The sequence below is a fragment of the Gimesia algae genome (genome assembly GCF_007746795.1).
Classification (GTDB): Bacteria; Planctomycetota; Planctomycetia; order Planctomycetales; family Planctomycetaceae; genus Gimesia; species Gimesia algae.
On record NZ_CP036343.1, the window covers coordinates 2609403 to 2633448 of the forward strand.

Sequence of the window (24046 nt, forward strand, 5' to 3'; positions counted from 1 at the left end):
ATAACCTTTAATACTGACTTTTCAATGTATTTTGCAACAACATCGATCTATAATGACACTTATTCAAAAAGTACCGCCTCATTCATTGGCGCTGGAACTGTCTGAACGCATTCGGCATCGAATCCAGTCCGCTGAATTTACGGACGGCGATTTTTTTCTAACCGAAGCCGAACTGGCTGAAGAATATCAGGTTTCGCGGCGCATTGCCCGCGAAGCAGTCAACCGCCTGTGTGCCCTGGGTCTGCTGGAAGGTCGTAAGCGTAAAGGGCTGATCGTCCGCCACCCCGATCCCGTGGAAGTCTGGGCCAACTGCCTCCCTTCACTGGCACGTTCGCAGGAAAAACTGGCCGAACTCGCTTCGTTCCGCTATGCCCTGGAAGTCGGCGCAGTCGAACTCGCTATCAAAAATGCCAGTGAAGCACAAATTGAAGCGCTGGCAGAACTCGCCGAACAGTTCAAACAGATTGCCCGCCAGAAGAAAGATCGCCCGCGCCGCATCGGAATTGAACGCGAGTTTCATGGCCTGATTCTGGAGATGTCCGGCGTGCCACTGATCGCCGACATGCAGAAACTGTTGGCCACTCTCTTTGAAACTTCGTATCCCACACGGAAGTCTCCCATGCTGGATGATGATGTCAATGAACGCATCATCTGGCAGCACTTTGAACTGGTCAGCGCGATTCAGGATCGCGACGTAGAACGGGCACGCTCAGTCATGCGGGCTCACTTGAAATATCTGTTGATGCCGGAACGGGAAATCGACTGAAGAACCAGGACACTCTTTCAGAAAGCGTAGCATAATGAGAAAAACACAATACTGCCTGATCACTCTGATAACACTGCTCTGCTGCAGCGTGATGACAACCTCTCCTCTCCCTGCAGGTGAGAATACTGACTTACCCGAAGTGGAAGTCAGCAATGTTCATAAAGTATTCGATAACGGCGAGCACAATGCGTTCACCGATATGATTGAATTCAAAGGCAAATACTATCTCACGTTCCGCACCTGCCCGGGCGGTCATATGCTGTTCCCGACTTCGCGCATTCTGATCATGCAGAGTGATGACGCGAAAACCTGGAAACAGGTCAATGAATTCTCAGTCCCCAAACGGGATGTCCGCGACCCGCATTTCCTGATCTTCAAGGACAAACTGTTCGTCTACACTGGCACCTGGTACTGCGGCGATTCTGCCCCCGAAACCCGGACCATCAACGAACATCTGGGCTTCGCCGTCTGGTCCGCCGACGGTAAAGCATGGTCGAAACCGATTATGCTGGAAGGAACCTACGGCCATTACATCTGGCGGGCCGCTGCCTATAAAGACAAAGCCTACCTCTGTGGCCGCCGTATCCGGCACTTTGCACAAGGAGATAAGGATCGCGAACTGATTGAAACCGCGATCCTGGAAAGCGACGACGGCCTGGTCTGGAAAACTGCCAGCCTGTTCAATGAAAAACAGGGAGACGAAACCGCATTTCTGTTCGAGAAGAACGGCGACCTGCTGGCCATCGGCCGCAGCGGCTCAAATCCTGCCTGGGTGATGCGATCGCGGCCCCCCTTCGAAAAATGGGATCGGAAGCAACTCGACCGTTATATCGGCGGACCGCTGCTTGCCAAGTGGGGTGATCGCTATCTCGTGGGTGGACGCCAGCGTAAGAATGGGAGATATGTGACTTCACTCTACTGGTTCAAAGATAATCAACTGCACGAATTCGCTTCCCTTCCCAGTGGCGGAGACAATTCTTACCCCGGAATTCTGATTCTGAGCCCTGAACATGCTTTGATTTCCTATTATTCCAGCCATGAAAAAGACGAAGACGGTAAGCCAATCACCGCCATCTACATGGCAGATCTGAAACTGAAAAACAAATAACATCGTTTCAGCCAATTCTTAAAGGGAAAGCGTCTTTCGGGCGACTTTCCCTTTTTTCTATCCTGCATCACGGTATAGCAGCAACACCGGTTGTCGCATTCTGAATGAACATCATTGCTTTCAAAACTTGACGGCGTTGATATATCACGATATATTAATAGTGTTAACTTAGTCTATCACCGAATGTACATACAGTGGACGCTGATGGAAGATACCTCAAAAAATCTCACCGAATATTCGTATCAGTATATCAAACAACAGATGGAGCAGAATGTGCTCTCCCCGGGTGCCCGCCTGGTGAACCGCAAACTGGCTGCGGAACTGGGGGTGAGTGCGATTCCCGTACGCGAAGCAATCTGCCGCCTGGCATCGGAAGGCTTCGTGGAACACATTCAGGGGTCCGGTGCATTCGTCCGGGAGATTGGACGCGAAGACCTGGACGAATTGTACGTGCTGCGGGATCTGCTCGAAAGTTTCGCAGCTGGCGAAGCGGCCCTGTATATCACACCGCAACAACTGGACGATCTGCAGTTTATCATTGACGAACTGCGCGAAATCACCGTCGCCATCACTGAGCGAAAGGCGAAACACACCACGCCGACCCAATTCAATCGCTGGGTGGACTGCGAAACGGAATTTCATGAAATTCTGATCGAAGCTTCGCGGAATCGACTGCTGAAAAAAGTCATCCAGGAACAGCGGGCGATTACCGATGTCTTTTATGCCCTGCGTCAGCTAAAGCATAAAATCATCACTCCCCAGAGTGCAGAAGAAACCTGCGCGGGCAAAGAGCAGATCCTGGCAGCGTTCCGTAACCGTGATGCGGACCTGGCGCGCCAGATTATGAGCGAACAGATTCAGGCAGGTCGTCGCGACGTCCTGGCTTTTATGCGAAAACAGGAACGAGGCCGCAATGCAACTTAAACAGCTGAAAACAGGAATCCTGTTCAAGAACGCCAAACCCCATGTCAAAAGCGTACACGCTTATTTTCCGTCAGTCGTATCCCTGCTTGATGGCTCGCTGCTGGCCATGTATATGCTGGGGGAAGCTTTTGAAGCAGTCAACCTTAAACTGCATCTGTCGCGTTCGAAAGACCAGGGACAGACCTGGGAATACCAGGGCCCGATTGACACCAGTGTCACCGAGCGACTGACTTCCACCTTCGGGCGGCTCGCAGTCACGGAATCAGGAGAACTGATTGCTAACCTGGTTCGCTTTGATCGTACCGATTTCCCCGGGGAAGGCTTATGCAATCCTCAGACACTAGGCATGGTCCCTTCCGAACTGCTAATGATTCGCTCCCTTGACCTGGGCAAGACCTGGGCAGAACCAGAACTCGTCTCTCCACCACTGGAGGGCCCCGAATTCGAAATGTGCAGCCCGATCACAGTCCTCAATGATGGCCGCTGGATCTGGCCCACTTCCACCTGGCGAGACTGGACAGGCCATCTACCTAATGGAAATCGCATGCTGGCGCTGGTCTCCACCGATCAAGGCAACTCCTGGGATGAATACCTCAACATTATGCACAGCGAAAATAACAACCTGATCTTCTGGGAATCCAAAGTTGTTGAATACCCTGAAGGACGTCTGCTGGCGGTAGCGTGGTGCTACGACGAAGCATCGTCAACCGATCTCCCGAATCACTATGCAATCAGTGATGACGGCGGAACTTCCTGGTCGGAACCTGCTTCCACACAGATTCAGGGCCAGACTTTGACACCCTGCCTGCTCGAAGATGGCAGCCTGCTTAATATCTATCGTCGTATGGATCAGCCGGGACTCTGGGCCTGCCTGTCCCGTTTAGATGACGCAGGCAACTGGATCAACGGCGACCAGCAGCCACTCTGGGGGCACAATAAGCTGGAAGGCATTACGTCCACGGGAGAAAACATGTCCGATAATTTCGCCGTGCTCAAGTTTGGTGCGCCCCATATTACCCGTCTCTCTGACGGCGAACTGTTTGTCACTTTCTGGTGCTACGAACAATGCGTCAGCGTGATTCGCTGGTTCCGCTTTCAGGTTGAACAGCAATCGATTGAACAACACCAGAAGACAGTCGTCAATTGTTAATCTGTAACTCACTGCTTGAGGTACACTTTTGACATTCATCAAACCAGGCCAGGCGTTACTTCAAGCAGCAATCGAACAACTACTGACCGGGAACGGCAGTTCGCATTGAAATGCGTGAGCTGAATATTTACTCCCCGCTGCCTTAATTCCCCTGGGACCTGCTTCCCCGGTCCGCATACCGTTCCCGATAATGACTTCGCTGGAACTCTCTGATTTTGGGTCAATTCTTCATTTTTCAGTTGACAATATTTCAAAACCACACAATGATATATCATGATATATATTTTACCCCTATAATATAACTCGTTGACTTACAGGGTTATCCTTTTGTGAGTTCTTATTTTTACACCTCATCGGGAGACTTGGAAATGACGACACGACATCGAGATACAGAAACGGCTACCAGGGGCTTTACCTTAATCGAGTTACTGGTCGTGATCGCCATCATCGCGATTCTGATTGCACTGCTGCTGCCCGCGGTTCAGCAGGCTCGTGAATCAGCGCGTCGCAGTACCTGCAAAAACAATCTCAAACAGCTTGGGCTCGCACTGCACAACTACCACGACTCTCACAGCATGTTCCCCTTTGGTCGCAGTTATACCGACAATTCCACTTCCGCTCCGCAGAACTTCGGCTCTCAAATGTGCTCCACCATGCTGCTTCCTTTTCTCGATCAGACGAACGTTTACAATCAGTTCAATTTCCTGGCAGCGTTTAATCACTCTTCGAATGCACCGATTACCCAAAACAAAATCAACGTGTTCCTCTGCCCCAGCAATCCACAGGATGAGGGCCTGAACTGGACAGGGGCTGGAGGTCCCGACGACTCCTGGGGCAGTCACTATCAGCCAGTCGCGCATAGCGGCCGAGATGGAAACCCCGCACGGGACGGACAAGACGCGGTCGGTTTTAATAAGGACGGCATGTTTTACCGTAATTCAAAAACCAAATTCCGCGACGTTCTGGATGGTACCAGTAATACACTGGCATTCGCGGAAACGGTGGGCGATGCCCCTGGCTCGCATGAAATCTTTGCCTGGGGCTCCTACGGCGGCGGTGGCATTGGCGTGCGCAGCGGGATCAATGCCAACTTTCCCCTGCTCACGGGCTGGAGCTGGAACGGCGATGATTTTACCGGCCCCGGCAGTTATCACACCGGGGGCTGTCACTTTCTGATGGGAGATGGTGCCGTCCGGTTCATTTCTGAAAATATTGACCTGGGAACACTGCAGGATCTGACAACCCGCGCAGGTCGTGAAGTCATCGGAGAATTCTAAAAGACATTGACCCTAATTCGCTGTTCCCCTTTGTTTTAAAGACGCCTCTTGTTACAGGTTTCGGAATATGAGCAATCGATACATCATCTGCAGCTGCCTGCTTTTACTGACTGGTTGCGGTCAAGCAAGCGACGGGATGGCACTTACCCCCGTGAGCGGAACAATCAATTACCAGGGGGAACCGATTCAGGAAGGGGTGATTCGACTCATCCCCCAGACAGGGAATTCCGCTCCGGCGAGAACTGCGCAAATCAATGCTGGAAATTATCAGTTCACCGACCGCTCCGCCGTTAAACCAGGCACATATCAGGTAAAGATCAGCGCCTACCAGGGTGAGACGGGACTGCCCGGAGATCAGCCCGGAGGCAGTTCTTCAAGCCGCAAGCAATACCTGCCAGAACAGTTTAATACGAAATCAACAATTGAACCAATCACCATTCCGCCGGATAGCGACCCGATCCAGCATGACTTTCATCTTCAATAAAAAAGGCCCCCCCATGAAATCGCATTTGAATTTTCCTACCATCTGTGAGCTCGGGATCAGCCTGTTGGTACTGGTTACGATATCGACCACTCAATTAAATAACAGCCAGGCTGAATCGCGTCTGCTGATCAAAGCCACCAAAGCGCTGCCGCGACACGGTGAGGGTTCATTGATTACTTTGGATGATGGTCGCCTGCTGCTCGTTTACACTCAATGGTACGGCGCCACCGGAAACGACCATGATCCGGCACGACTGGTCGAAATCCATTCCGACGATGGCGGCAAAACCTGGTCGGCCCCGCAAACCGTTCAGGAAAATATCGGCAAGATGAACGTGATGTCGGCCAGTCTCGTAAAAACAACCAGTGGGAAAATTTTTCTGACCTACATCCGCATCGACAGCAATCGCTTCGCCAATTTATGGTTTAAAGAATCCAGCGATGAAGGCAAAACCTGGAGCGAACCCAAACAACTGTCACATGGTAAAAAGGGATTAATTTTCACCGTCAACTCAGCAGCCATCCGTCTGAAATCCGGACGCATTCTGCTGGCAGCCTTTGGTTCTCCGAGCGCCTGGCAGAAAGACGAACACTTTGTCTCGTTCAGTTTTTACACCGATGACGAAGGTAAGACCTGGCATCGATCAGCCAATGAAGTGGATTGTCCTCGACGGGGTGCGATGGAACCGGAAATTGAACAACTCAACGATGGGCGTATCCTGATGCTCATCCGCACTCAGACCACCCGCATGTATCGCGCTTACAGCAGTGATGGGGGAGAAACCTGGAGTCCTGCTGAGAAAACCGACATTGTACATCCCGAAGCCCCCATGCTGCTGCAGCGTGTACCAGGCAAAGACGCGCCGCTGATCCTGATCTGGAACAATGCTGTTGTCCCCGGAGCCGACCATCAGGGACCACGCACGCCGCTGACACTCGGTCTTTCCTATGATGAAGGAAAAACCTGGGAGAACCTGACCCAAATCGAAGATGATCCGAAAGGCTCTTACTCTTATGCCAGCATGGATTTTCGCAATGATTCGCTGCACCTGGTGTATTACGGTCCGGGTGGACTGCGCTACCAGGAAATCCCATTAGCGACTCTGTTGCAGAAAAACAGTGAGCCCTGACAGACTTCGGCTGGCAGATTCAATCAGCAGAGCCTGCGTTGATTTCAGTGAAACAGGGAATAAATATAGGCGGCAGCTGCAACCTCCTGCTCGCTGCGCTCGGCCCGGATTGTATCCGGGCTCACCCACTGTCTCGCTTTCGTGTGGTTTCGTGTTTTTCGTGGTAGAAACATCCACTTCGATGGTTTCATCGGTTCCCATTACGGTGTGAAACGGGTTCGAACTTCGAGAGGCGGGCGGACACTTGGGTACCGCCTGTATGGGAAGGCAGGTTAGTGACGTGAAACTTAATTGGGTGATTTCACTGACAGTTTCCTGTTGTCTGCGACAACCCCTGTTTTCTTTCACCTTAGCCGTACGGCATTAGCCGCGGTTTCTGCGATTTCGTCTGACCGTGCCGAGTATCGTAGCAGCCCTGTTTCGAATTGAACGTAACAGCTGCAACCTCCTGCTCGCTGCGCTCGGCCCGGATTGCATCCGGGCTTACCCACTTTCACTTTCGTGTCATTTTGTGTTTTTCGTGGTAGAAACATTGATTTCGAAAGTTTCATCGGTTTGCAATGCGGTGTGAAACGGGGGCGAACTTCGAGAGGCGGGCGGACACTTGGGTACCGCCTGTATGGGAAGGCAGGTTAGTGACGTGAAACTTAATTGGGTGATTTCACTGACAGTTTCCTGTTGTCTGCGACAACACCGGATTGCATCCGGGGGCACTCTTTCTTTCACATTAGTCTTATAAAGCCAGCCGCGGTTCCTGCAGACTGGAAGACAACCGCTGCTAACGCACTGCGGCTTATGGGGTTCGTTTCGCGGAGGTTTACCCGTTGTCTGTTTTCAGTGGTGCGGGATTTTCATCTGCGGGGCGTGGGAGCTGATCTTTATAATTTGTGGTGAACCACGTCAGGGAACCGTGATCACAATCACAGTCGGACAAGCTGACTGTGGAACTCGGACGGTTCTCTTTTCTGGTTGATTTAGTCGTGGGGAATAAAATTTTACTACCACGAAAAACACGAAATGACACGAAAGGAGGTCGTGATGTCTGGGTTTTGGGGAATCGGGTTTGTTTTTTTGTTCGAGGGTTATCTTAAGGAGTGGAGTGTGGGGAGCAAGGAGAATTTTCGAATCTTGTGGCGATGTCTGTTGATACAGGTACGATGCTGGTGTGAGCAGTGGCGGTTCCGGTGTGAAAGACCGCGAAGTGCGGCGACCCGCAGGCATACATTCGGAACAGGTGCTGTTCTGCGAACTGCTTATCTGGAAAAAACCGGCTGTTTTACGGTGAAGATCAGGAACAAGTGGCCCGTGTTTCGGTGCACTGTAAACTGGGCACGCGCGCGACACAGGTCTACGCTTATCGCCGGTGGCGCGCAGCGGTCAAGTTCATTTTATGCAGCGGGAGTGCGAAAATGCGTCGCTACCGATGTGGAAAATTCAGTTCTACAGGCGAATGGCGGCGTGGGTGGTGATGAACTTCTAACAGTTGTTTTTTGACTGTTATCGGTGACAAGCCCGCAAACATGGATTAACATAACAGATCAATAAATCCTGATTCGTATTCCTGTCCGAATAAACTGACCTTCCGAGGCGTTCCATGAAACTCTTGTCTTCATTCGCTTTCCTGATCATCGGTTGTGCTTTCTCAACACCTGCGTCAGCAGACTGGCCGCAATTTCGCGGAGATGCGGCCCGCAGCGGCTACACCGAAGCCCCCCTGCCCAACCGCATGGAACTGCAATGGACGTTTCGGACAAAACACGCTCCCGCTCCCGCCTGGCCAACGCATACCCGCATCAAGTTTGATGAAGTTTTTCAGCCCATCATTGTCAATCAGACGGTGCTGTTCGGCAGTTCGGCTGATGACCAGCTTTATGCCCTGGATCTGAAAACGGGAGAATTGAAATGGAAATTCTTCACTGAAGGCCCGATCCGTTTTGCACCGGCGGCCTGGAAAGACCGCGTGTTTGTCGCCAGCGATGATGGCTGTCTTTACGCGCTGGCCATCAAAGACGGTGCTCTGCTCTGGAAAAAACAGGGAGGCCCCGAGAAAAAATATATCATGGGCAATGATCGGCTCATTTCACACTGGCCTGCTCGTGGCGGCCCGGTGGTGCATGGAGACCAGGTTTATTTTGCGGCCGGTATCTGGCCTTCCGATGGTGTTTATCTCTACGCCCTGGATGCGGAAACCGGAGACGACGTCTGGCAGAACCAGAATTCCGGTCAACTCCTGATGAATCAGCCTCACGGTGGTGCATCCGCGAGAAGTGGCGTCTCCTCCCAGGGTTATCTGGCTGCCAGTCAAGACCAGATCTTTATGCCCACCGGACGCGCAGTTCCCGCGGCCTTTGAACGGGCCAGCGGTAAGTTTCAATATTATCATCTGCAGAAGAACCAGCAGCGCGGCGGTTCGGATGTCGTGCTCGCCGATCAATTTTTCTGTAACGCAGGTTGTCTTTACGATCAGACGAACGGCGACCTGACACAACAAACGGGTACCGGCCCGATGGTGGCTACCCCCCAAGGCATTCTTCGCGGTAATGGCCAGTCCCTGATTTACAGCCAATGGTCAGATACACAGACTCGTGACCGCAAAGGAAAGCCGATTTCTGTCAGACAGCTTAAAGAGAAACGACTCATCCCCCTGGATTACACCATCACCGATGTCATTGTGGCGGGTAATGATGCGTATTGTGGTTCTCATAACAAAGTAACTGGCGTCGACTTTAAAGCACAGGCAAACTCCTGGTGGTCACATGAAATTGAAGGGACGGTTCGTGGCCTGGCGGCGGCGGATGAATGCCTCATCGTCAGCACCGACCAAGGCAGCATCAGCTGTTTCGCCAATGCGGAACCACGGGAAGAAAACAACGTTATTCCCGCCAGTCCTCTCGCGACAGATCCTGTTTCTCAGAAAGCCGCTCAAGCGATCTGCAATCAAACGGACGTCAAGACTGGCATCTGCGTCGACCTGGGTGCCGAAAACGCCAGGCTGGCTCTCGAACTGGCCCGGCAATCAGAATTACAGATTTATGTCGTTATGCAAGATGCTGAAAAAGCAACGGCCGCGCGTGAACTCTTGCACGAAGCAGGCCTGTATGGCTCGCGAGTCGTCGTGCATATCGCGAATCCGGAGCAGGCTCCTTACTCTAAGAACTTTGCGAATCTGGTGATCTGCTCTACTTCTCTGAAGCAGGACGTGAGCCCGCAACTGCTGCAGGAAGCCCGTCGCCTTCAACGTCCGTATGGAGGACAGCTCTGCTGGGGACCTGTGGAAAAACTGCAGGTAGAAACCAAAGCTGACCTGAAAGGGGCCGGCAGTTGGACTCACCAGTATTCCAATTCTACAAACACGGTCAACTCCGATGATGAAATCGTCAAAGGACCACTCAAAATGTACTGGTACCGTGATGTCGATTTCCAGATTCCCAATCGTCACGGCCAGGGTCCCGCACCGCTGGTGAATCGGGGCGTGATGGTTGTGGGCGGTCTGCATGGCTTATGCGGTCTCGATGCTTACAACGGACATACGCTCTGGAAATACAAGCTCAAGAATAATCTCACTGACATGAATGGCATTCACCATGATGTCAGCACCGCGGAAGTGGGTAGCAACTTTTGTCTGGGAGGTGACTATGCTTTTGTCTGCAAGGACGAGTTCTGTCATCAGATTGAATTGAAAACCGGCAAACTGGTGAGAAAGATTTCTACGCCCGTCAGCCGTGACGATCCGAATCAGAACTGGGGCTATCTGGGTTATCATCAGGGTGTGATCTATGGTACCGTCAGCAATGACGCACATTACACCAGCCCCCGCTACAAAGGCCTGACACTGCGAAACGAATCCGTTCTGTTTTACGCCATTGACGCCAAGACCGGAAATGTGCTCTGGACTTATCAGCCCGAATATTCGATTCGCAACAACGCGATCACCATCGGCAACGACAGTGTATTTCTGGTCGACCGGGAAATCGCTAAAGCTGACCACATCAAAGAAGCACGGCGAAACGGACGCCCCAATCCGCCCTCTGCTGAAGATGCTCAGCGCAAAGGGAAGCTCAAAGCATTTCAGGCCAAAACCGGTAAGGATCTCTGGGAGGATGACCAGGACGTCTTCGGCACCCAGTTGGCGGTTTCAGAGGACCATGAAATCCTGCTGATGTTCTATCAGGGAATCCGACATAAGTTTTTCAGGCTTCCCTCCGAAGTCGGCGGTCGCCTGGCCGCCATCGATGCGAAGTCTGGAAAGCGAATCTGGGATATCAAAGCGGAGTACCAGTCGCACCCTATCATCAATGGCGACAAGATCTATGCACAAGGCGGTGCCTGGGAACTGAAGACGGGGACCCCCGTGGATTTCCAATTCGACCGATCTTATGGCTGCGGACAGATCTCCGCGAGTAAGCATATGATGGTCTTTCGCTCGGCTACACTTGGATATGTTGATCTGACCCGCAAAGCAGGGGTAGAAAACTTCGGGGGTATCCGCCTGGGTTGTTACATCAATGCCATCCCCGCTGGCGGCCTGGTGCTCGTTCCTGATGGTTCATCCCAGTGTAACTGCTCCTACCAGATGCAGGCCTGGTTCGCACTGGAGGGGAGCGAGTGAGCAGATGTATGGTCAGAAAACCTATTGAAACAGGGGATCCTCAATTATTTAAGAATTAAGCAGTAGTTCTCCTGCAATGCGTGCGTTAGGGTTTCTGACGGATCTTGTTCTACGAAATTTCTAAGGAGATGAAATTAAGTAAACAGGACAAATCGAACTTACAGGGCCCCCAGCAGGGAGATCGATTCTGATGAAATTTTTGATTGCGTTTGCAGCTGTCGCCATATTGATTGCGACGGGAGTCTCTTCTCATCCGCCACGTGACCAGAGAGATCGGGGCTGCCAGCGACCGGAGGGGCCCCCTCCTGACCCGTTTATGATTCTGTTTGATACTGACCAGGATGGCGAGATTTCACCCCGGGAAATCGAACAGTCAGGCTCTGTGCTCAAGAAACTGGACCGTGACCAGAGTGGCACACTGACACGAAATGAAATGCCACGCCCCCCACATCCTCCACGAGATCATCAACCCGGTGAGAGTCATCACCGACGACCAGGAGCCAATCGCCCCCCTCGCCGCAGAGCAGAACCAATGCCAGACCAAAGACCACAGAAAGCATTCTCAAAAAACACGCCCGCTGACACGGTCATTTTCACAGGCGGTTACGAAACGGATCCTCGCGATCACGGACGCCCTGTCACTCTGATTGCCGCGGCACTCGGCGTGAAACCGGAAGTCTTTCGACAGGCATTCAGTAACGTGAAACCGGCACGAGGCGGTGACCCTTCACCTGCAAGGGCGCGAGCTAATAAAGAAGTCCTGATGGCAGCTCTTGGTAAACATGGTATTTCTGACGATCGGCTGGATACCGTTTCCAATTATTATCGCTATCAGCCTGAGCGTGGAGGGCTCTGGAAACATACACCGGCCACCGCCCAGGCCATAATCAAAGAGGGAAAGGTGACCGGCTTGCAGATCACCAATGCAGGTTCAGGTTATATGACGCCTCCCACAGTAACGATAGCAGGCCATAAGGAAGTGAAAGTACAGGCGACACTCGAATTCAGTCAGGACTTTTCAAAAAATGGCAGCATCAAGTCACTGATCATCGTGAATTGATGTCATCGGTGATCGCACGCGATTGATTGTGCGCGCGATCACCAGATTCCAATTCAGTCGGCAGACGACAGGGCATTCGCTTTTTGCTGCAGCACTTCCAGTTGTGCATCGATTTTATCTTTCGCAGCCGAACTCTGATACAGCGACAACAGTTCTTTGGCCGCATCACGCAGATCGATGTACGGTCCTTCGTATTCGCTGGCGTAAGCATCCAGGGACTCCATCAGAATTGTCAGATCCTTTTCAGCCGTCTTGGGACTTTTCTTTGCCGCTGCGACGAATTCATCAATCGACTTTTTCGCAACTTCACTTTTCTGAGTCTCTGAAGGAGGCGGTGCTGAAGGCGCTCCACACCCAGTTAATATTGGCGAGAATAGAAGCAACATTGCCAAGCAGATCAGCCGCCTGCAGAGCCCCAGACTGTTTTTTTTCATTTCTTTGTTCCTGTTTTTGTTTAAAAAAGCAGCTCCAATGTAAAACACGGGAGCTGCAGATTCATGCTATAGTTTCAGTACGTCTTATTGGTTAATACTCACCAAGTACGTTTCCATCGTCAATCGACAGCAGGTTCAGATAAGTATTCTGATCCACATTTTCGGAGACGAATCGTACCGAACCATCAGCCAATGTCACATGCACACCCCCCACATGGAAGCTGCGTGCCCCTTGACCGGCACCGGCACCTGTGATGTCTGCATTATTACGCCGATTAAAATTCTTATCTGTAGTATTATTTGAAGCATAAGGAGTACCATCAGTGACCCTGGTTGTATTGGGAGTCAGGATACCGTTGTTGTTTCTCCCGCTGAACAAGGCTCCGGTACACCAGCCCCAGGCACCTTTGTCGTCACCCGTGTTGGTTCCCACTACGATTTCCGACAGCATGATTGCATTAGAGGTACCATCAGTAATATCGCGAATTTTGGCACCGTTCTGGGCGATCGGACTGAAAATACCACGGCGGGTGCTGTTGAAGTCGGAAATGTTCAAACTCGAACCAGCGCCGACAGAACCAGCATAGGTAATTTTGGAAAAGTTTCCATCTGCTGGTTGAGTCAATAAATAACGATCAATGCCTGGTTGAGAGGGACAACGCAGGATCGGAATCTTCGCCTGAAGTACGCTGTCCGAGGTGTTTGAATTCGCACTTTGAGCAGGCAAAGTCATGTTGTATTTATTGTACAAAGGAGCCTGATCCATGAATGGCAAAACCTGAACAACCCAGGTGGTTCCCCAGCTAGCATGCCGCCCATCGGCAGGCGCTGAACCAATACCATACCACACAGCTCCCGGAGGAAAGGTGCGATGTGTATCGGCGTAGTTGTGCAACGCCAGTCCAATTTGCTTCAGACTGTTTTTACAGGTACTCCGACGGGCTGCTTCACGTGCCTGTTGGACAGCGGGAAGTAACAGCGCAATCAGAATCGCGATAATGGCAATGACCACCAGCAATTCGATCAATGTAAAACCTCGCTTGAGTGAGACGTTCTTCGATCTCATGAGTTCAACCCTTTTAACAATAGAAATATGAATAGAGACAATACCGGAATAACAGGTATTGAAATAAGAGCCCAGGTTTACCGCTTTAATAGATTAAAGCAGGGCGGATAAGAATGGCTTAACAATTGGAGGGAACACCAACACACTGAAAACAGAATCAAGTAAAGCAGCACTCTTCTTTCGTTAATCTGTCGTGAATTTTATAGTTTTATCGGTTTGAGGCAACTAGTAGAATTCTTTTATTCACAGAGTAGTTGAAAAAAAGAGATCCCGTACAGTGCATTAACAGTGAACACGCATTTCTCAACAAAGCTAAATATTAGTTTATACATAAACTATACCCCTACGTATCAATCCAGGATGACCTCCGCATCCCATAAAATATGATCGTTCATGATGCCAAATCCGATTTCCTGGCTGCTGCTGTTTTGCAGGGAAAATTCACTTCCAACTTGCGACACCGCCTTTCTTAACTTACATTAGAAAGCTCGTGCATCACAGACCCAATCGTGTTAACAATCAGGATCAGCTCACAAGGAAAACCACATGAAAATATTGACCGCAAACCTGGAGTCAACTGCCAGACTCGCGATCTGGTTCAGTTTGTTGATCGTCAGCATTTTTCATTCTGGACAATCTGAAGTCCAGGCCGCCACACAGTGGAAAGCGGGTATCGCCAAGGCAGTCATCACACCTCAAACCGGCGTCTGGCTCGCCGGCTATGGTTCGAAACGACTACCGGATGGAAAGCTGCATGACATCTGGATGAAAGCGCTGGCTCTGGAAGATGACAAAGGTCATCGGGCCGTGCTGATCACCAGTGATTTTCAGGGTGTGCCTCGCAGCATGAGCGACCGTGTCTTCGCAGAAATCAAACAGAAGTTCCAGCTGGAACGCCAGCAGATCATGTTTACCTTCTCACACAATCATTGTGGCCCTCGCCTCGGTGATGACCTTTACGATTACTATCCCGTCGACCCGATGCAGGTCAAACTAGTCAATGAATACACCGACCGCATGGTTGTTAAAACCGTAGAGATGATCGGCGAGTCGCTGAAAAACCTGGCCCCTGCCCGACTGCAAATGGGCACAGGTCACACCACCTTCGCCGTCAACCGTCGCAATAATCGCGAAGCCGATATTCCCAATCTCATCAAAGCCGGTAAGGAACTGGTCGGCCCCGTCGACCATAATGTTCCTGTTATGACAGTCACGCGCCCCGATGGCAAACTGGATGCCGTTCTGTTTGGTTATGCCTGTCACCCCACGACACTCAGTTTCACCAAAGTCTGCGGTGATTATCCCGGCTTTGCCCAGCTGGAACTCGAAGAGAAACATCCCGGCGTCACAGCCATGTTCGTCAACACCTGTGGAGGAGACCAGAACCCACTCCCCCGACGCAAAGTCGAGCTCTGTGAAAAATATGGACACATGCTGGCAGTCGCTGTGGAAGAAGTCCTGCAGAAACCACTACAACCCATCTCAGATGGATTATCGACCGCGTTTGAATACGTTGACCTCCCCTATCTGAAAACCGTCACCCGTGCTGATCTGGAAGCTGACCTGAAAAGCAGCAGTGCCATCAAAAAACGCTGGGCTGAACGACTGCTGAAAAAACTGGACGCCGGAGAAATATTCCCTTCCGCCTATCCTTACCCGCTCCATGCCTGGCGACTGGGCAGCGAAATGCTGATGATCGGCATGGGTGCGGAAACGGTTGTTGACTACGCATTGAAATTCAAACGCGAATTCGGTCCGGGTACCTGGGTCTGCGGTTATGCAGATGACATGATCTCCTACATCCCCTCCAAAAGGGTCTGGCTCGAAGGGGGCTACGAAGGAGGTTATAACCTGTATGAATATGGTCGTCCTGCTTATCGCTGGGGACCAGATACAGAGACACTGATTTCAAACAGTGTTGACAAACTGGTCAAACAGGTTGAACCCAAGTCCGATTAAATCAGTTCGCATCAACTTATGCTTCGACCGCAGAGGTTGGTTTCCCTGCCAGTACCTTTTGTACCAGCGGATGGGCGCGCAGTTGCTCCCGTTCTGCTGCAGTCACAGGTCGCATCGGCTGCGGTGCAAAGTTGCCGGGAATGCCTCTCAAATTCATCAGAGTCGTTACCGTCGAAAACAGGGGTGCAGAGAAAGTCGTCAGCAATTTCAGTAAAGCCGACAGATCCTGTTGCACCTGCGCCAGCCGGTTCCAGTCTTCGGCAAGAGTCGCTTCCACCATCGCTTCAATCCACTCCGGAACTACAATATAAATTCCATCCAGATGTTCGCGTACCCCTGCCTGCAATAACACATCCATGAGATTGGGTTGCGCGACGATTACGCGGAACTCTTCACCCACGGCATCGATCACAGGACGAATCGTCGTGAATTGATCCGAACATTTAATCCCTCGAATATTGGGATGCTTCGCCAGTTGCAGAACGGTCTCCACCTCCAGTTTCGTACCCGTTGTTTGCGGCAGATCGTAGAGAAACACCGGCCTGGTACTCAGATCGGCCAGCGCCTCAAAGTAATCAATCAGATCACTCTGACTGTACTTGAGGAAGTAGGGGGAGATCACCACGATTCCATCAATGGCAAAATCCTCAACCATCCGTATCCGCTCACGCGTACGTACGAAACTGGTATCCCCCACTCCCACCAGCAGCTCGGCATGCCCCGCATTGAACTGCACGCTCTGCTCCACAAGCTGTCGGCACGTAGAATCTTTCAGCAGCTGCATCAGCCCCATTGTCCCGGCGACCAGAAAGCCATTGATCCCATGCGCCAGCTGGTCCCGAATCTGGGCTTCCAACCCCGCTGAATGCAGATCCTCTTCCGCTGTCAGAGGTGTTCCTAAAGCCGTAATCATTTTCAATGAATGGGTCATCATCTTAACTTTCTCAATAAGGAATTAAGCCGTCTGTTCGATAAATTCAGATAAGGAAATGACAGGACAGGTTGTTTCAGCTAACATGCGATCAACCGATTCCTGATCTTTAAACCCGCTGCCTGTGATCACACAGACAACGGTCTCTTCACTCTTAATATTACCCTCGGCGGCTGACTGTAACACACCTGCCAGTGAAACCGCTGCAGCAGGTTCGCAGAAAATGCCTTCCTGGCGCGCGAGCAGCGCCTGGACTTCATATACATATTCGTCTTCCACCAGATATCCTCTGCCTCCGGTTTCCCGGCAGGCGGTAATCACATCATCTCCATCCAGTACATTGGCCACCTGCAGACCACCAATCTTCGTTGTACTCTGACAGGTTTGGGCACGATCACTTCCCGCACGTAACGGGCCGGCGATCGTATTGTTTCCCACGGGCTGCACACAATGAAACGACGGTAAGCGTTCAATTTGCTGCTCCCGAAGGGCTGCCTGAAATCCGCGATAGACTGCCAGCAACAGTCCTCCCCCTCCGGCACAGCAGAACAGATGATCGATGATCCCCTGCTCTTCAGAGAGCTGTTCTACCAGCTCCTTACCTATGGATTCGACTCCCGCCATCCCGGTGGGACTATACTGATAGCTGCTCACCTGCAGCTCTGTCTTCGCGGCGGCTCCCAGATGTTTCAGATATTTGAATACTCTCCCCGAAATTTGTGGATCTGCACCAAACCCCTCAATGCGCCACACCGTAGCGCCATACGCCAGCATCTGTTTCAATTTGTTTTCCGGAGCGCCAATAAATACCGCAACCTGACAAGTCATTCCTGCTGCCGCACAATATGCCGCCAACGCCGAACCTGCGTTTCCACTCGAACAGGTCACCACTCTACTCTTCCCCTGAGACAGCATGTCTGTCATGGCAGCAGCAGCAAAGCGGTCTTTGTAAGAACCAGTGGGGTTCACCGTTTCCAGCTTGAAATATAAGTTATCAAGTCCCGCGTCAGGACCGATTCGACGCGATTTGATCAAAGGCGTATTCCCTTCTCCCAGCGTAAAAAACGCCGACTTCATAACACTTCCTCTAACAAAGATGCCAACCGGGATACCGCATGACTCACAGAGACCATGAGGAGCTATTCAATCAGAATCCCGCTCTCGACATCAGTAATATTCGTCAAAACTTCATGAAAAGTCTTGACGCGTTTATAACCGGTTATATGATAATAAATCAGATTGTCATATAATCTTTCGATTTATAGTATAATGCGAGAGCAGAGACAATGAACACCTCTTCTGGAATTTCAAACCAGATTTTAACGGGCTGTCCTGCTTTCATTTTAAATACCCTTCTACTGTCATCTATCGCGCTCACAGGAAAGCAGTTAACCGATGGAAGTATCGCGTGAAGATATCTCAGTTTCAACAACGGAATCCAAAACATTGAGTGCCGAACTCGCAGACCATCTTTGTGAACGCATTCGCAGCGATCGCCTGGCTCCAGGCGATCGACTGGGAACGGAAGCAGAACTGGCAGACCAGTTTGGTGTTTCCCGAACGGTTGTTCGTGAAGCTGTTGGCTCCCTCAGAGGTCTGGGCGTGGTCATTGGGCGACAGGGACGCGGTCTCTGTGTAGCAGAAGCGGATAATTTTTCCAATGTACTCAGAAAAGCGCTGGTCCCCCAGGTAGCCAGCCCCCAGGGTTGGCGGGAGTTACAGCAGTTACGTGCCGTGATCGAAATCGGCTCGATCGCACTGGCAGTCGAGCTGATCACTTCAGAAGAAATCATCCGCCTGCAGACCATCGTCTCGGAAATGAAACGCGTGATGAAAAAAATGAAGCAGGACCCTAAGGGGACCAGTAAAGCATATAAAGAGATGGATTGTCTATTTCATCAGACGATTCTGGCAGCCTCGCATGGTAACTTTGTCAAGCAGTTCCATGGGGTCCTGCTGGATTATTTTCATGCTGGTGACCTGTATGGTCAGTCCCCCACGCTGCAGGGACTCCGGCAACATGAATGGATCGCCAACGCGATTGCCGACCGGGATACCGATCAGGCCACCAGACATCTGACTGACCATTTGAAACCTCAATTAAAAGCACCGACCCAGTAAGAACGGAGACGAGTGAGTCGCTCTGACATCAGAATACAGAAATAGAAACTACGATACTTCCGGCGCGAATATCGGAACAAAAAACAACAGCTTCAGCTTGATGAATTTGATTCCTGCAGACCTCAGACAGAACCAATGGTGTTCCGTCTCGCATTATAACATGCACCTGTGTGCCAGGGTGATTATATCGTTTATATTTTCTGAGCTTCGTTTGATGGAGACGATTCAATGTTGCTGATTAATAACGAAAAACGACGTCGTGGATTCACTTTAATCGAGTTACTGGTGGTGATTGCCATTATCGCGATCCTGATCGCCCTCCTGCTGCCTGCGGTCCAGCAGGCCCGCGAAGCGGCCCGCCGCTCATCCTGTAAAAACAATTTCAAGCAGGTCGGACTGGCTTTGCATAATTACCACGACACATTTACTGCCTTTCCCATCGGGGCAGGCATCAGTGGAGGATGCAGTGGCTACTCGGGTGCCCATCTGTTTTCCTGGGGCGTGCGAATTCTACCTTATCTCGATCAGTCAAATATTTACAACAACCTCAACTTTTCCGGCTCGACTCCCTTCGTACCAGCAAACTTCAATTCCAGTACCTGCCTTGCTCCCGTTCAGCCCTTCCTCTGCCCCAGTAACCCACAACCTGATACCATCGTCAACAGGGCAGGCGCTTTTGCCGGCGCGCTACCAAACGGTATGGGTAGAACCGATATGGGAGGCGTTGCCGACTCGATCAGCTGGAAATGCAACAGTGGCTCCGGTGTGCGTCCGACTTCGGTGGGTAATGGCGTCCTGTTTGCCATCTCGCGAGTCAAAATGCGTGATATCATTGATGGTGCCAGCAACACACTGATGGTCGGAGAAGTTACAGGTTCTCTAGCCTCTTCCGGTCTCAACGGTAACTCTTATACCGGTTACGATGTCTTCGACACCAGCAACGGTATCAACAGCATCGACACTGTTCCTGGCGGGGGCACATTTGCTTTTCGCCCCCAGGGATTCTCCAGCTTTCACGTTGGTGGAGCCCATTTTGTGCTCGGCGATGGCTCCGTTCGCTTCATCTCGGAAAACGTCGATCAAGGCACACTCTCCGGAATTAGCACCCGAAATGGACGCGAAGTTGTAGGTGAATTCTAGAGCGCATCACATTTAACCATAGCGTCTCTCGTACCATTATACTTGATCCAAAGGGAACCGGAGCCGCTACAGTGAAACGGAGCTAATACCAGCCTACCGGGAATCAACGGTTAAGCTCACAATCACAGAGCAGATCAATCTGTCGAAAGGAGGCAGAAATGCCTGAACTGAGAATTGGATTATACATTCTGATCACTCTGCTGCTGGCAGGCTGTGGAGGGATCGGCGATGCCCCCGACCGCCGCATTGTCACGGGAACAGTTACCCTCAATGGCACCCCACTTGAGGGAGGCGTCATTCGTTTTCTCCCTCAACCCACTGGCCCCATTGCTGCGGGAAAAATCCGTGACGGCAAATACGAAGTCATCAATAAAGGGGGAGTCCCGCTCGGAAAACATCGCGTCGAGATCAAAGGCACTCCGATTCTTCCTGACGATACCACCGGCATGTCACTCGGGGAAATGGATGCAGCGACCAAACCTGCCATCAAAGTTCCCGAAAAATATTATAAAGACTCCCAGCTCGAAGCGACCGTGGAAGCAGGCAACGCCCCCTTCACTGTTGACTTTGAATTGAAAGACTGACTCAACAAATCGAACGACACCTTACATCTGGAATCATTACTCCTCAATTAATATCAAGGCCCAGAGAAATGCCACAGCGCTTCATCATGACCTGCTTCTTCGTTTCACTTTGCTTTGCGTCAGCAGTTGCACAGGCAGAATGGAATCACCCCCAGACAAAAAAACTGCCGCATCAGCATCTGGGCCCCTTCATTAAACTCCAGCATGGCAGCCTGCTTGCTCCGGACACTAAACAGTCTTTACTCAGCACCGATCAGGGAGCAACCTGGGAACCCACGCCCCTGTATCAGGAACCAGCAAAGTTCCATACCAGCAACGAACGCGCGCTGCTTCAGACTAAAAAAGGAACCATCGTCCTCGCCTACATGAATCTGGCTGAACGGAAATTCCACTGGAACGACAAACAGGGTGGTCCGCAATCCGACTGTTATCTGCCCGTGTACATTGTCCGTAGTACCGATAACGGAAAATCATGGCTCCCGCCTCAGATCCTGCAGGATCATGGCTGGTGTGGCGCTGTCCGCAGCATCATTCAGACCCGCTCTGGTCGCATCATTGTTGTTGTCTCCCAGGCCATCGCCAACCCGGGTCGACACGTGATGTTGACCTATTACTCTGATGACGAAGGGGCTACCTGGAACCATAGCAACATGATTGACCTGGGTGGCTCCGGCGATCATGACGGAGCCATGGAAGGGACGATCGTCGAACTGAAGGATGGACGTATCTACGCTTTGATCCGTACGAAATTCGGACGCTTCTGGGAAGCCTTCTCCACCGATGAAGGCGCTTCCTGGCGTACCATTCGTCCTTCGCAGATCCCTGCCAGCAGTTCACCTGCGATCCTGCAGCGGCTGGAAAGTGGACGGATCGTGATGCTCTGGAACCGTTTCCGTGACCCCGAACACAAACGCGGTCGACGCGAAGAACTCTCGATCGCCTTCTCCGACGATGAATGCAAAACCTGGAGCGAACCGGTGGTCATTGCCCGCGATCTGACACCAGCCGGAAAGAAATACGAAAACCGCGTCTCCTATCCTTACGTGACAGAAGTCACACCCGGAGAACTCTGGATTACAACGATGCAGGGCCCCGTCCGTTTGTCCCTGAAGGAAGCCGATTTCATCGCAGAATAAATATTCTACGACTTCAAAAGAAGTGCACCAGGCTTGATTTCGATTCTTATTTTATCAACCCTCTGATTCTTCTCTGCTGTCAAATTCATTTGAAGCCGAGGTATCTTCGACACCTTTTCCAGAGGACTTTTTCCAGCCTGGGAAATGATGTGATGCCAGCACTCCAAAAATAATGAGAGAAGTGAGCGTCGCCAGCAGATACATCCCAAAACCGACAGCAGTCCCCACGGCGGCAGTCGACCAAATGGTCGCCGCAGTCGTCAATCCAACCGTCCGACCACGGTCCCGCAGGATGATACCAGCACCTAAAAAACCTACGCCGGTCACAATATTTGCAGCGAGTCGTGATGGATCAGCTCCAGGAATATGCGACGAGACAAGGGCAAAGACGCACGAGCCAAGCGCTACCGAAGCATAAGTTCGTATACCGGCTTCACGTCCATGCCATTCGCGTTCCCAGCCAATGAAACCACCCAATACCGCAGCGACGAAAGCACGTACTGCGAACATCAATTCTAATTTCCAATCCATAATTCATACCTGACGTTTCATGTTCCTGATTCAAAACAGTCAATTTCCCATCGCAGGGCTATCCGTTTCAATACCCGATGTCAGTATCAGATCCCTCAACTTGAGAGACTTATCAAGTTTCGAATAACTTTGGATTATCACAATACAGGGTCCCGTTCAACTTAGCTTCAAAGAGAAAGCCTTTCTGGCAAAACAAATCTCACTTGCGGATACGACTGCGCCCCAAAACACTCGACAGTATCTTCATTTAATTCAGTCATCCCACCCAAACACATCAAAACAAACATATGCAATTAAACACTATTTGCGTAATTCATTCTTAGTTCTCTCTGCGCTCGATTTTCATCAATTTTAGTACATATGTTTTAAATCCACTTTACATCTATCACTCAATCGTTTATCTACAAGAGTAAAGCGAGCAAACAGCGTATTTCGATAACACGCAACTTCCGGTTATATGCATTTACTTGCGTCACATCAATTATTAACGATCATTACACCAACGAGGCCCCCTGTGAGTAAAACTGCTGAACTCGTCACAGTCAAGACGGTCGCGAAAGCAGCCGATTGCGCAGTCAGCACTGTCAGCCGTGCATTGCGAGACGATCCCTCGATTAGCGATGCAGCCAAACAACGCATTCGCCAGGTCGCTGAGTCTTTAGACTATCGCCCGCTCCGGCGTCGACGCCCGAAGAGGGAGACCAGCCACAACTCCACCAGCATCCTGACTGGTAAACGACTGCTCGTCGTCTCTTTAGGTCTGGATCGATCCCTGATCTCCCTCCCGGTAGTCAGCTCTGCCATCAGCGGCGTTGAAGACGCGTTCTCCGAACTGGGCGTTCGTTTTCAGATCGCCCATATCCCCGACCTGCAGGCTGTCCCTGCTCACCTGGATTTCAACCAGACGGATGGCCTGTTTCTGATAGGTGCCCTGCAGGGAAAAATGCTGATCGAATCAAACAGAACGTTAATGGATCGACTCTCAAACATCCCGTCGGTCTGGCTCCTCGGACGGCCACAAGGTTGCTGGGGTGACTGTGTCGGCGCCAACGATGTGCAACTGGGTGCAAAAGCAGCCGACTATCTCGCCGATCACGGACACCAGCATGTCGCCTTCCTCAGTCCTAAACCAGATCACCTGATTATGATGAATCGCGAAACCGGTTTCGTCTCACAGGCGATGCGGCGTGGACTGGAAGTGCAACGCTTTGTCGATCCTCCCTCCCGCGGCTGGAAACTGCCGATCAAACCTCCGCTTTCCACAGACGCCGTACAGCATCTGGTTGATCAACTGTTGAATGCCAGCAAACGTCCCACAGCGATTTTCGCAGGAGCAGACAGTGTCGCGGCTGTCGTCTATGGATCTCTGGCCCGCCGCGGAATCAAAGTGGGTGAAGAGATCAGTGTCATTTCAGGCAACAATGACCACGCATTTATTACCGGCCTGTATCCACAACTGACCACGTTTGACATTCACGCGCATGACATCGGTCGCCTGGCAGTCCGGCAGCTGGAAACCCGCCTGACAATGTACAACTCCATTGCCAATGTTGACTTAACTCTCGAACCACATTTGACTCCAGGCGAATCAGTCCGCCAGCTCAACAGCTAACTTACATCATTCTGCAACCATTGAG

20 protein-coding genes are annotated in these 24046 nt (G+C 51.3%); 15 read left to right on the forward strand and 5 right to left on the reverse strand.

The window, feature by feature from the left end; all coding sequences use genetic code 11:
• Positions 1-52 precede the first annotated feature (52 nt).
• The 9 genes from Pan161_RS09460 (at position 53) to Pan161_RS09505 (ending at position 12507) form a co-directional block, all read left to right on the forward strand.
• A complete protein-coding gene (locus Pan161_RS09460) occupies positions 53-766 on the forward strand; it encodes a FadR/GntR family transcriptional regulator (protein ID WP_145226167.1) in 714 nt (237 codons plus the stop codon).
• A gap of 34 nt (positions 767-800) precedes the next feature.
• The gene (locus tag Pan161_RS09465) at positions 801-1874 is read left to right on the forward strand and encodes a hypothetical protein (protein ID WP_145226168.1); all 1074 of its coding nucleotides are present in this window, start codon (positions 801-803) and stop codon (positions 1872-1874) included.
• A 204-nt stretch (positions 1875-2078) separates the two neighbouring features.
• Entirely contained in the window at positions 2079-2798 is a 720-nt protein-coding gene (locus tag Pan161_RS09470) for a GntR family transcriptional regulator (protein WP_145226169.1), read from the forward strand.
• A complete protein-coding gene (locus Pan161_RS09475) occupies positions 2788-3948 on the forward strand; it encodes a sialidase family protein (protein ID WP_145226170.1) in 1161 nt (386 codons plus the stop codon). The genes Pan161_RS09470 and Pan161_RS09475 overlap by 11 nt, the downstream gene beginning before the upstream one ends.
• 368 nt (positions 3949-4316) lie before the next feature.
• On the forward strand, positions 4317-5225 hold the full coding sequence (locus Pan161_RS09480; RefSeq protein ID WP_145226171.1) for a DUF1559 domain-containing protein: 909 nt from the start codon (positions 4317-4319) through the stop codon (positions 5223-5225).
• Between the two features lie 67 nt (positions 5226-5292).
• Entirely contained in the window at positions 5293-5709 is a 417-nt protein-coding gene (locus Pan161_RS09485; RefSeq protein ID WP_145226172.1) for a peptidase associated/transthyretin-like domain-containing protein, read from the forward strand.
• Positions 5710-5722: 13 nt separating this feature from the next.
• Positions 5723-6838, forward strand: coding sequence for a sialidase family protein (locus Pan161_RS09490; protein ID WP_197995802.1), 1116 nt, complete (start codon positions 5723-5725; stop codon positions 6836-6838).
• 1594 nt (positions 6839-8432) lie between these two features.
• Positions 8433-11447 carry a PQQ-like beta-propeller repeat protein gene (locus Pan161_RS09500; protein WP_145226174.1) on the forward strand — a complete coding sequence of 1005 codons (3015 nt, stop codon included), beginning with the start codon at positions 8433-8435 and terminating at the stop codon, positions 11445-11447.
• Between the two features lie 190 nt (positions 11448-11637).
• Positions 11638-12507 carry an EF-hand domain-containing protein gene (locus tag Pan161_RS09505; protein ID WP_145226175.1) on the forward strand — a complete coding sequence of 290 codons (870 nt, stop codon included), beginning with the start codon at positions 11638-11640 and terminating at the stop codon, positions 12505-12507.
• 53 nt (positions 12508-12560) lie between these two features.
• Here the strand turns inward: Pan161_RS09505 and Pan161_RS09510 are convergent, their stop codons facing one another.
• Positions 12561-12941: a hypothetical protein gene (locus Pan161_RS09510; RefSeq protein ID WP_145226176.1), complete on the reverse strand. Its 381-nt coding sequence runs from the start codon at positions 12939-12941 to the stop codon at positions 12561-12563.
• Between the two features lie 91 nt (positions 12942-13032).
• Complete coding sequence (locus Pan161_RS09515) at positions 13033-14007, reverse strand: DUF1559 domain-containing protein (protein WP_145226177.1); 975 nt, start codon at positions 14005-14007, stop codon at positions 13033-13035.
• A 546-nt stretch (positions 14008-14553) separates the two neighbouring features.
• Here Pan161_RS09515 and Pan161_RS09520 point away from each other — a divergent pair.
• A complete protein-coding gene (locus Pan161_RS09520) occupies positions 14554-15966 on the forward strand; it encodes a neutral/alkaline non-lysosomal ceramidase N-terminal domain-containing protein (protein WP_145226179.1) in 1413 nt (470 codons plus the stop codon).
• A 16-nt stretch (positions 15967-15982) separates the two neighbouring features.
• On the opposite strand, the gene Pan161_RS09525 is transcribed toward Pan161_RS09520, so the two are convergent.
• Both Pan161_RS09525 and Pan161_RS09530 read right to left on the reverse strand, forming a co-directional pair.
• Positions 15983-16900: a dihydrodipicolinate synthase family protein gene (locus tag Pan161_RS09525; RefSeq protein WP_232103677.1), complete on the reverse strand. Its 918-nt coding sequence runs from the start codon at positions 16898-16900 to the stop codon at positions 15983-15985.
• Between the two features lie 21 nt (positions 16901-16921).
• On the reverse strand, positions 16922-17974 hold the full coding sequence (locus tag Pan161_RS09530; RefSeq protein ID WP_145226180.1) for a pyridoxal-phosphate dependent enzyme: 1053 nt from the start codon (positions 17972-17974) through the stop codon (positions 16922-16924).
• A gap of 318 nt (positions 17975-18292) precedes the next feature.
• Between Pan161_RS09530 and Pan161_RS09535 the strand changes: the two genes are divergently transcribed.
• The 4 genes from Pan161_RS09535 to Pan161_RS09550 all read left to right on the forward strand — a co-directional run bounded on the left by Pan161_RS09535 (position 18293) and on the right by Pan161_RS09550 (position 21878).
• A complete protein-coding gene (locus tag Pan161_RS09535; RefSeq protein ID WP_145226182.1) occupies positions 18293-19018 on the forward strand; it encodes a FadR/GntR family transcriptional regulator in 726 nt (241 codons plus the stop codon).
• 228 nt (positions 19019-19246) lie between these two features.
• Positions 19247-20158, forward strand: coding sequence for a DUF1559 domain-containing protein (locus Pan161_RS09540; RefSeq protein ID WP_145226184.1), 912 nt, complete (start codon positions 19247-19249; stop codon positions 20156-20158).
• Positions 20159-20316: 158 nt separating this feature from the next.
• On the forward strand, positions 20317-20742 hold the full coding sequence (locus tag Pan161_RS09545) for a hypothetical protein (protein WP_145226186.1): 426 nt from the start codon (positions 20317-20319) through the stop codon (positions 20740-20742).
• Between the two features lie 68 nt (positions 20743-20810).
• Positions 20811-21878: a sialidase family protein gene (locus Pan161_RS09550; protein WP_145226188.1), complete on the forward strand. Its 1068-nt coding sequence runs from the start codon at positions 20811-20813 to the stop codon at positions 21876-21878.
• Between the two features lie 54 nt (positions 21879-21932).
• Here Pan161_RS09550 and Pan161_RS09555 read toward each other — a convergent pair whose 3' ends face one another.
• A complete protein-coding gene (locus tag Pan161_RS09555) occupies positions 21933-22409 on the reverse strand; it encodes an MgtC/SapB family protein (RefSeq protein ID WP_145226190.1) in 477 nt (158 codons plus the stop codon).
• 514 nt (positions 22410-22923) lie between these two features.
• On the opposite strand from Pan161_RS09555, the gene Pan161_RS09560 reads away from it, so the two are divergent.
• Positions 22924-24021: a LacI family DNA-binding transcriptional regulator gene (locus Pan161_RS09560; protein WP_197995803.1), complete on the forward strand. Its 1098-nt coding sequence runs from the start codon at positions 22924-22926 to the stop codon at positions 24019-24021.
• Positions 24022-24046: the final 25 nt, after the last annotated feature.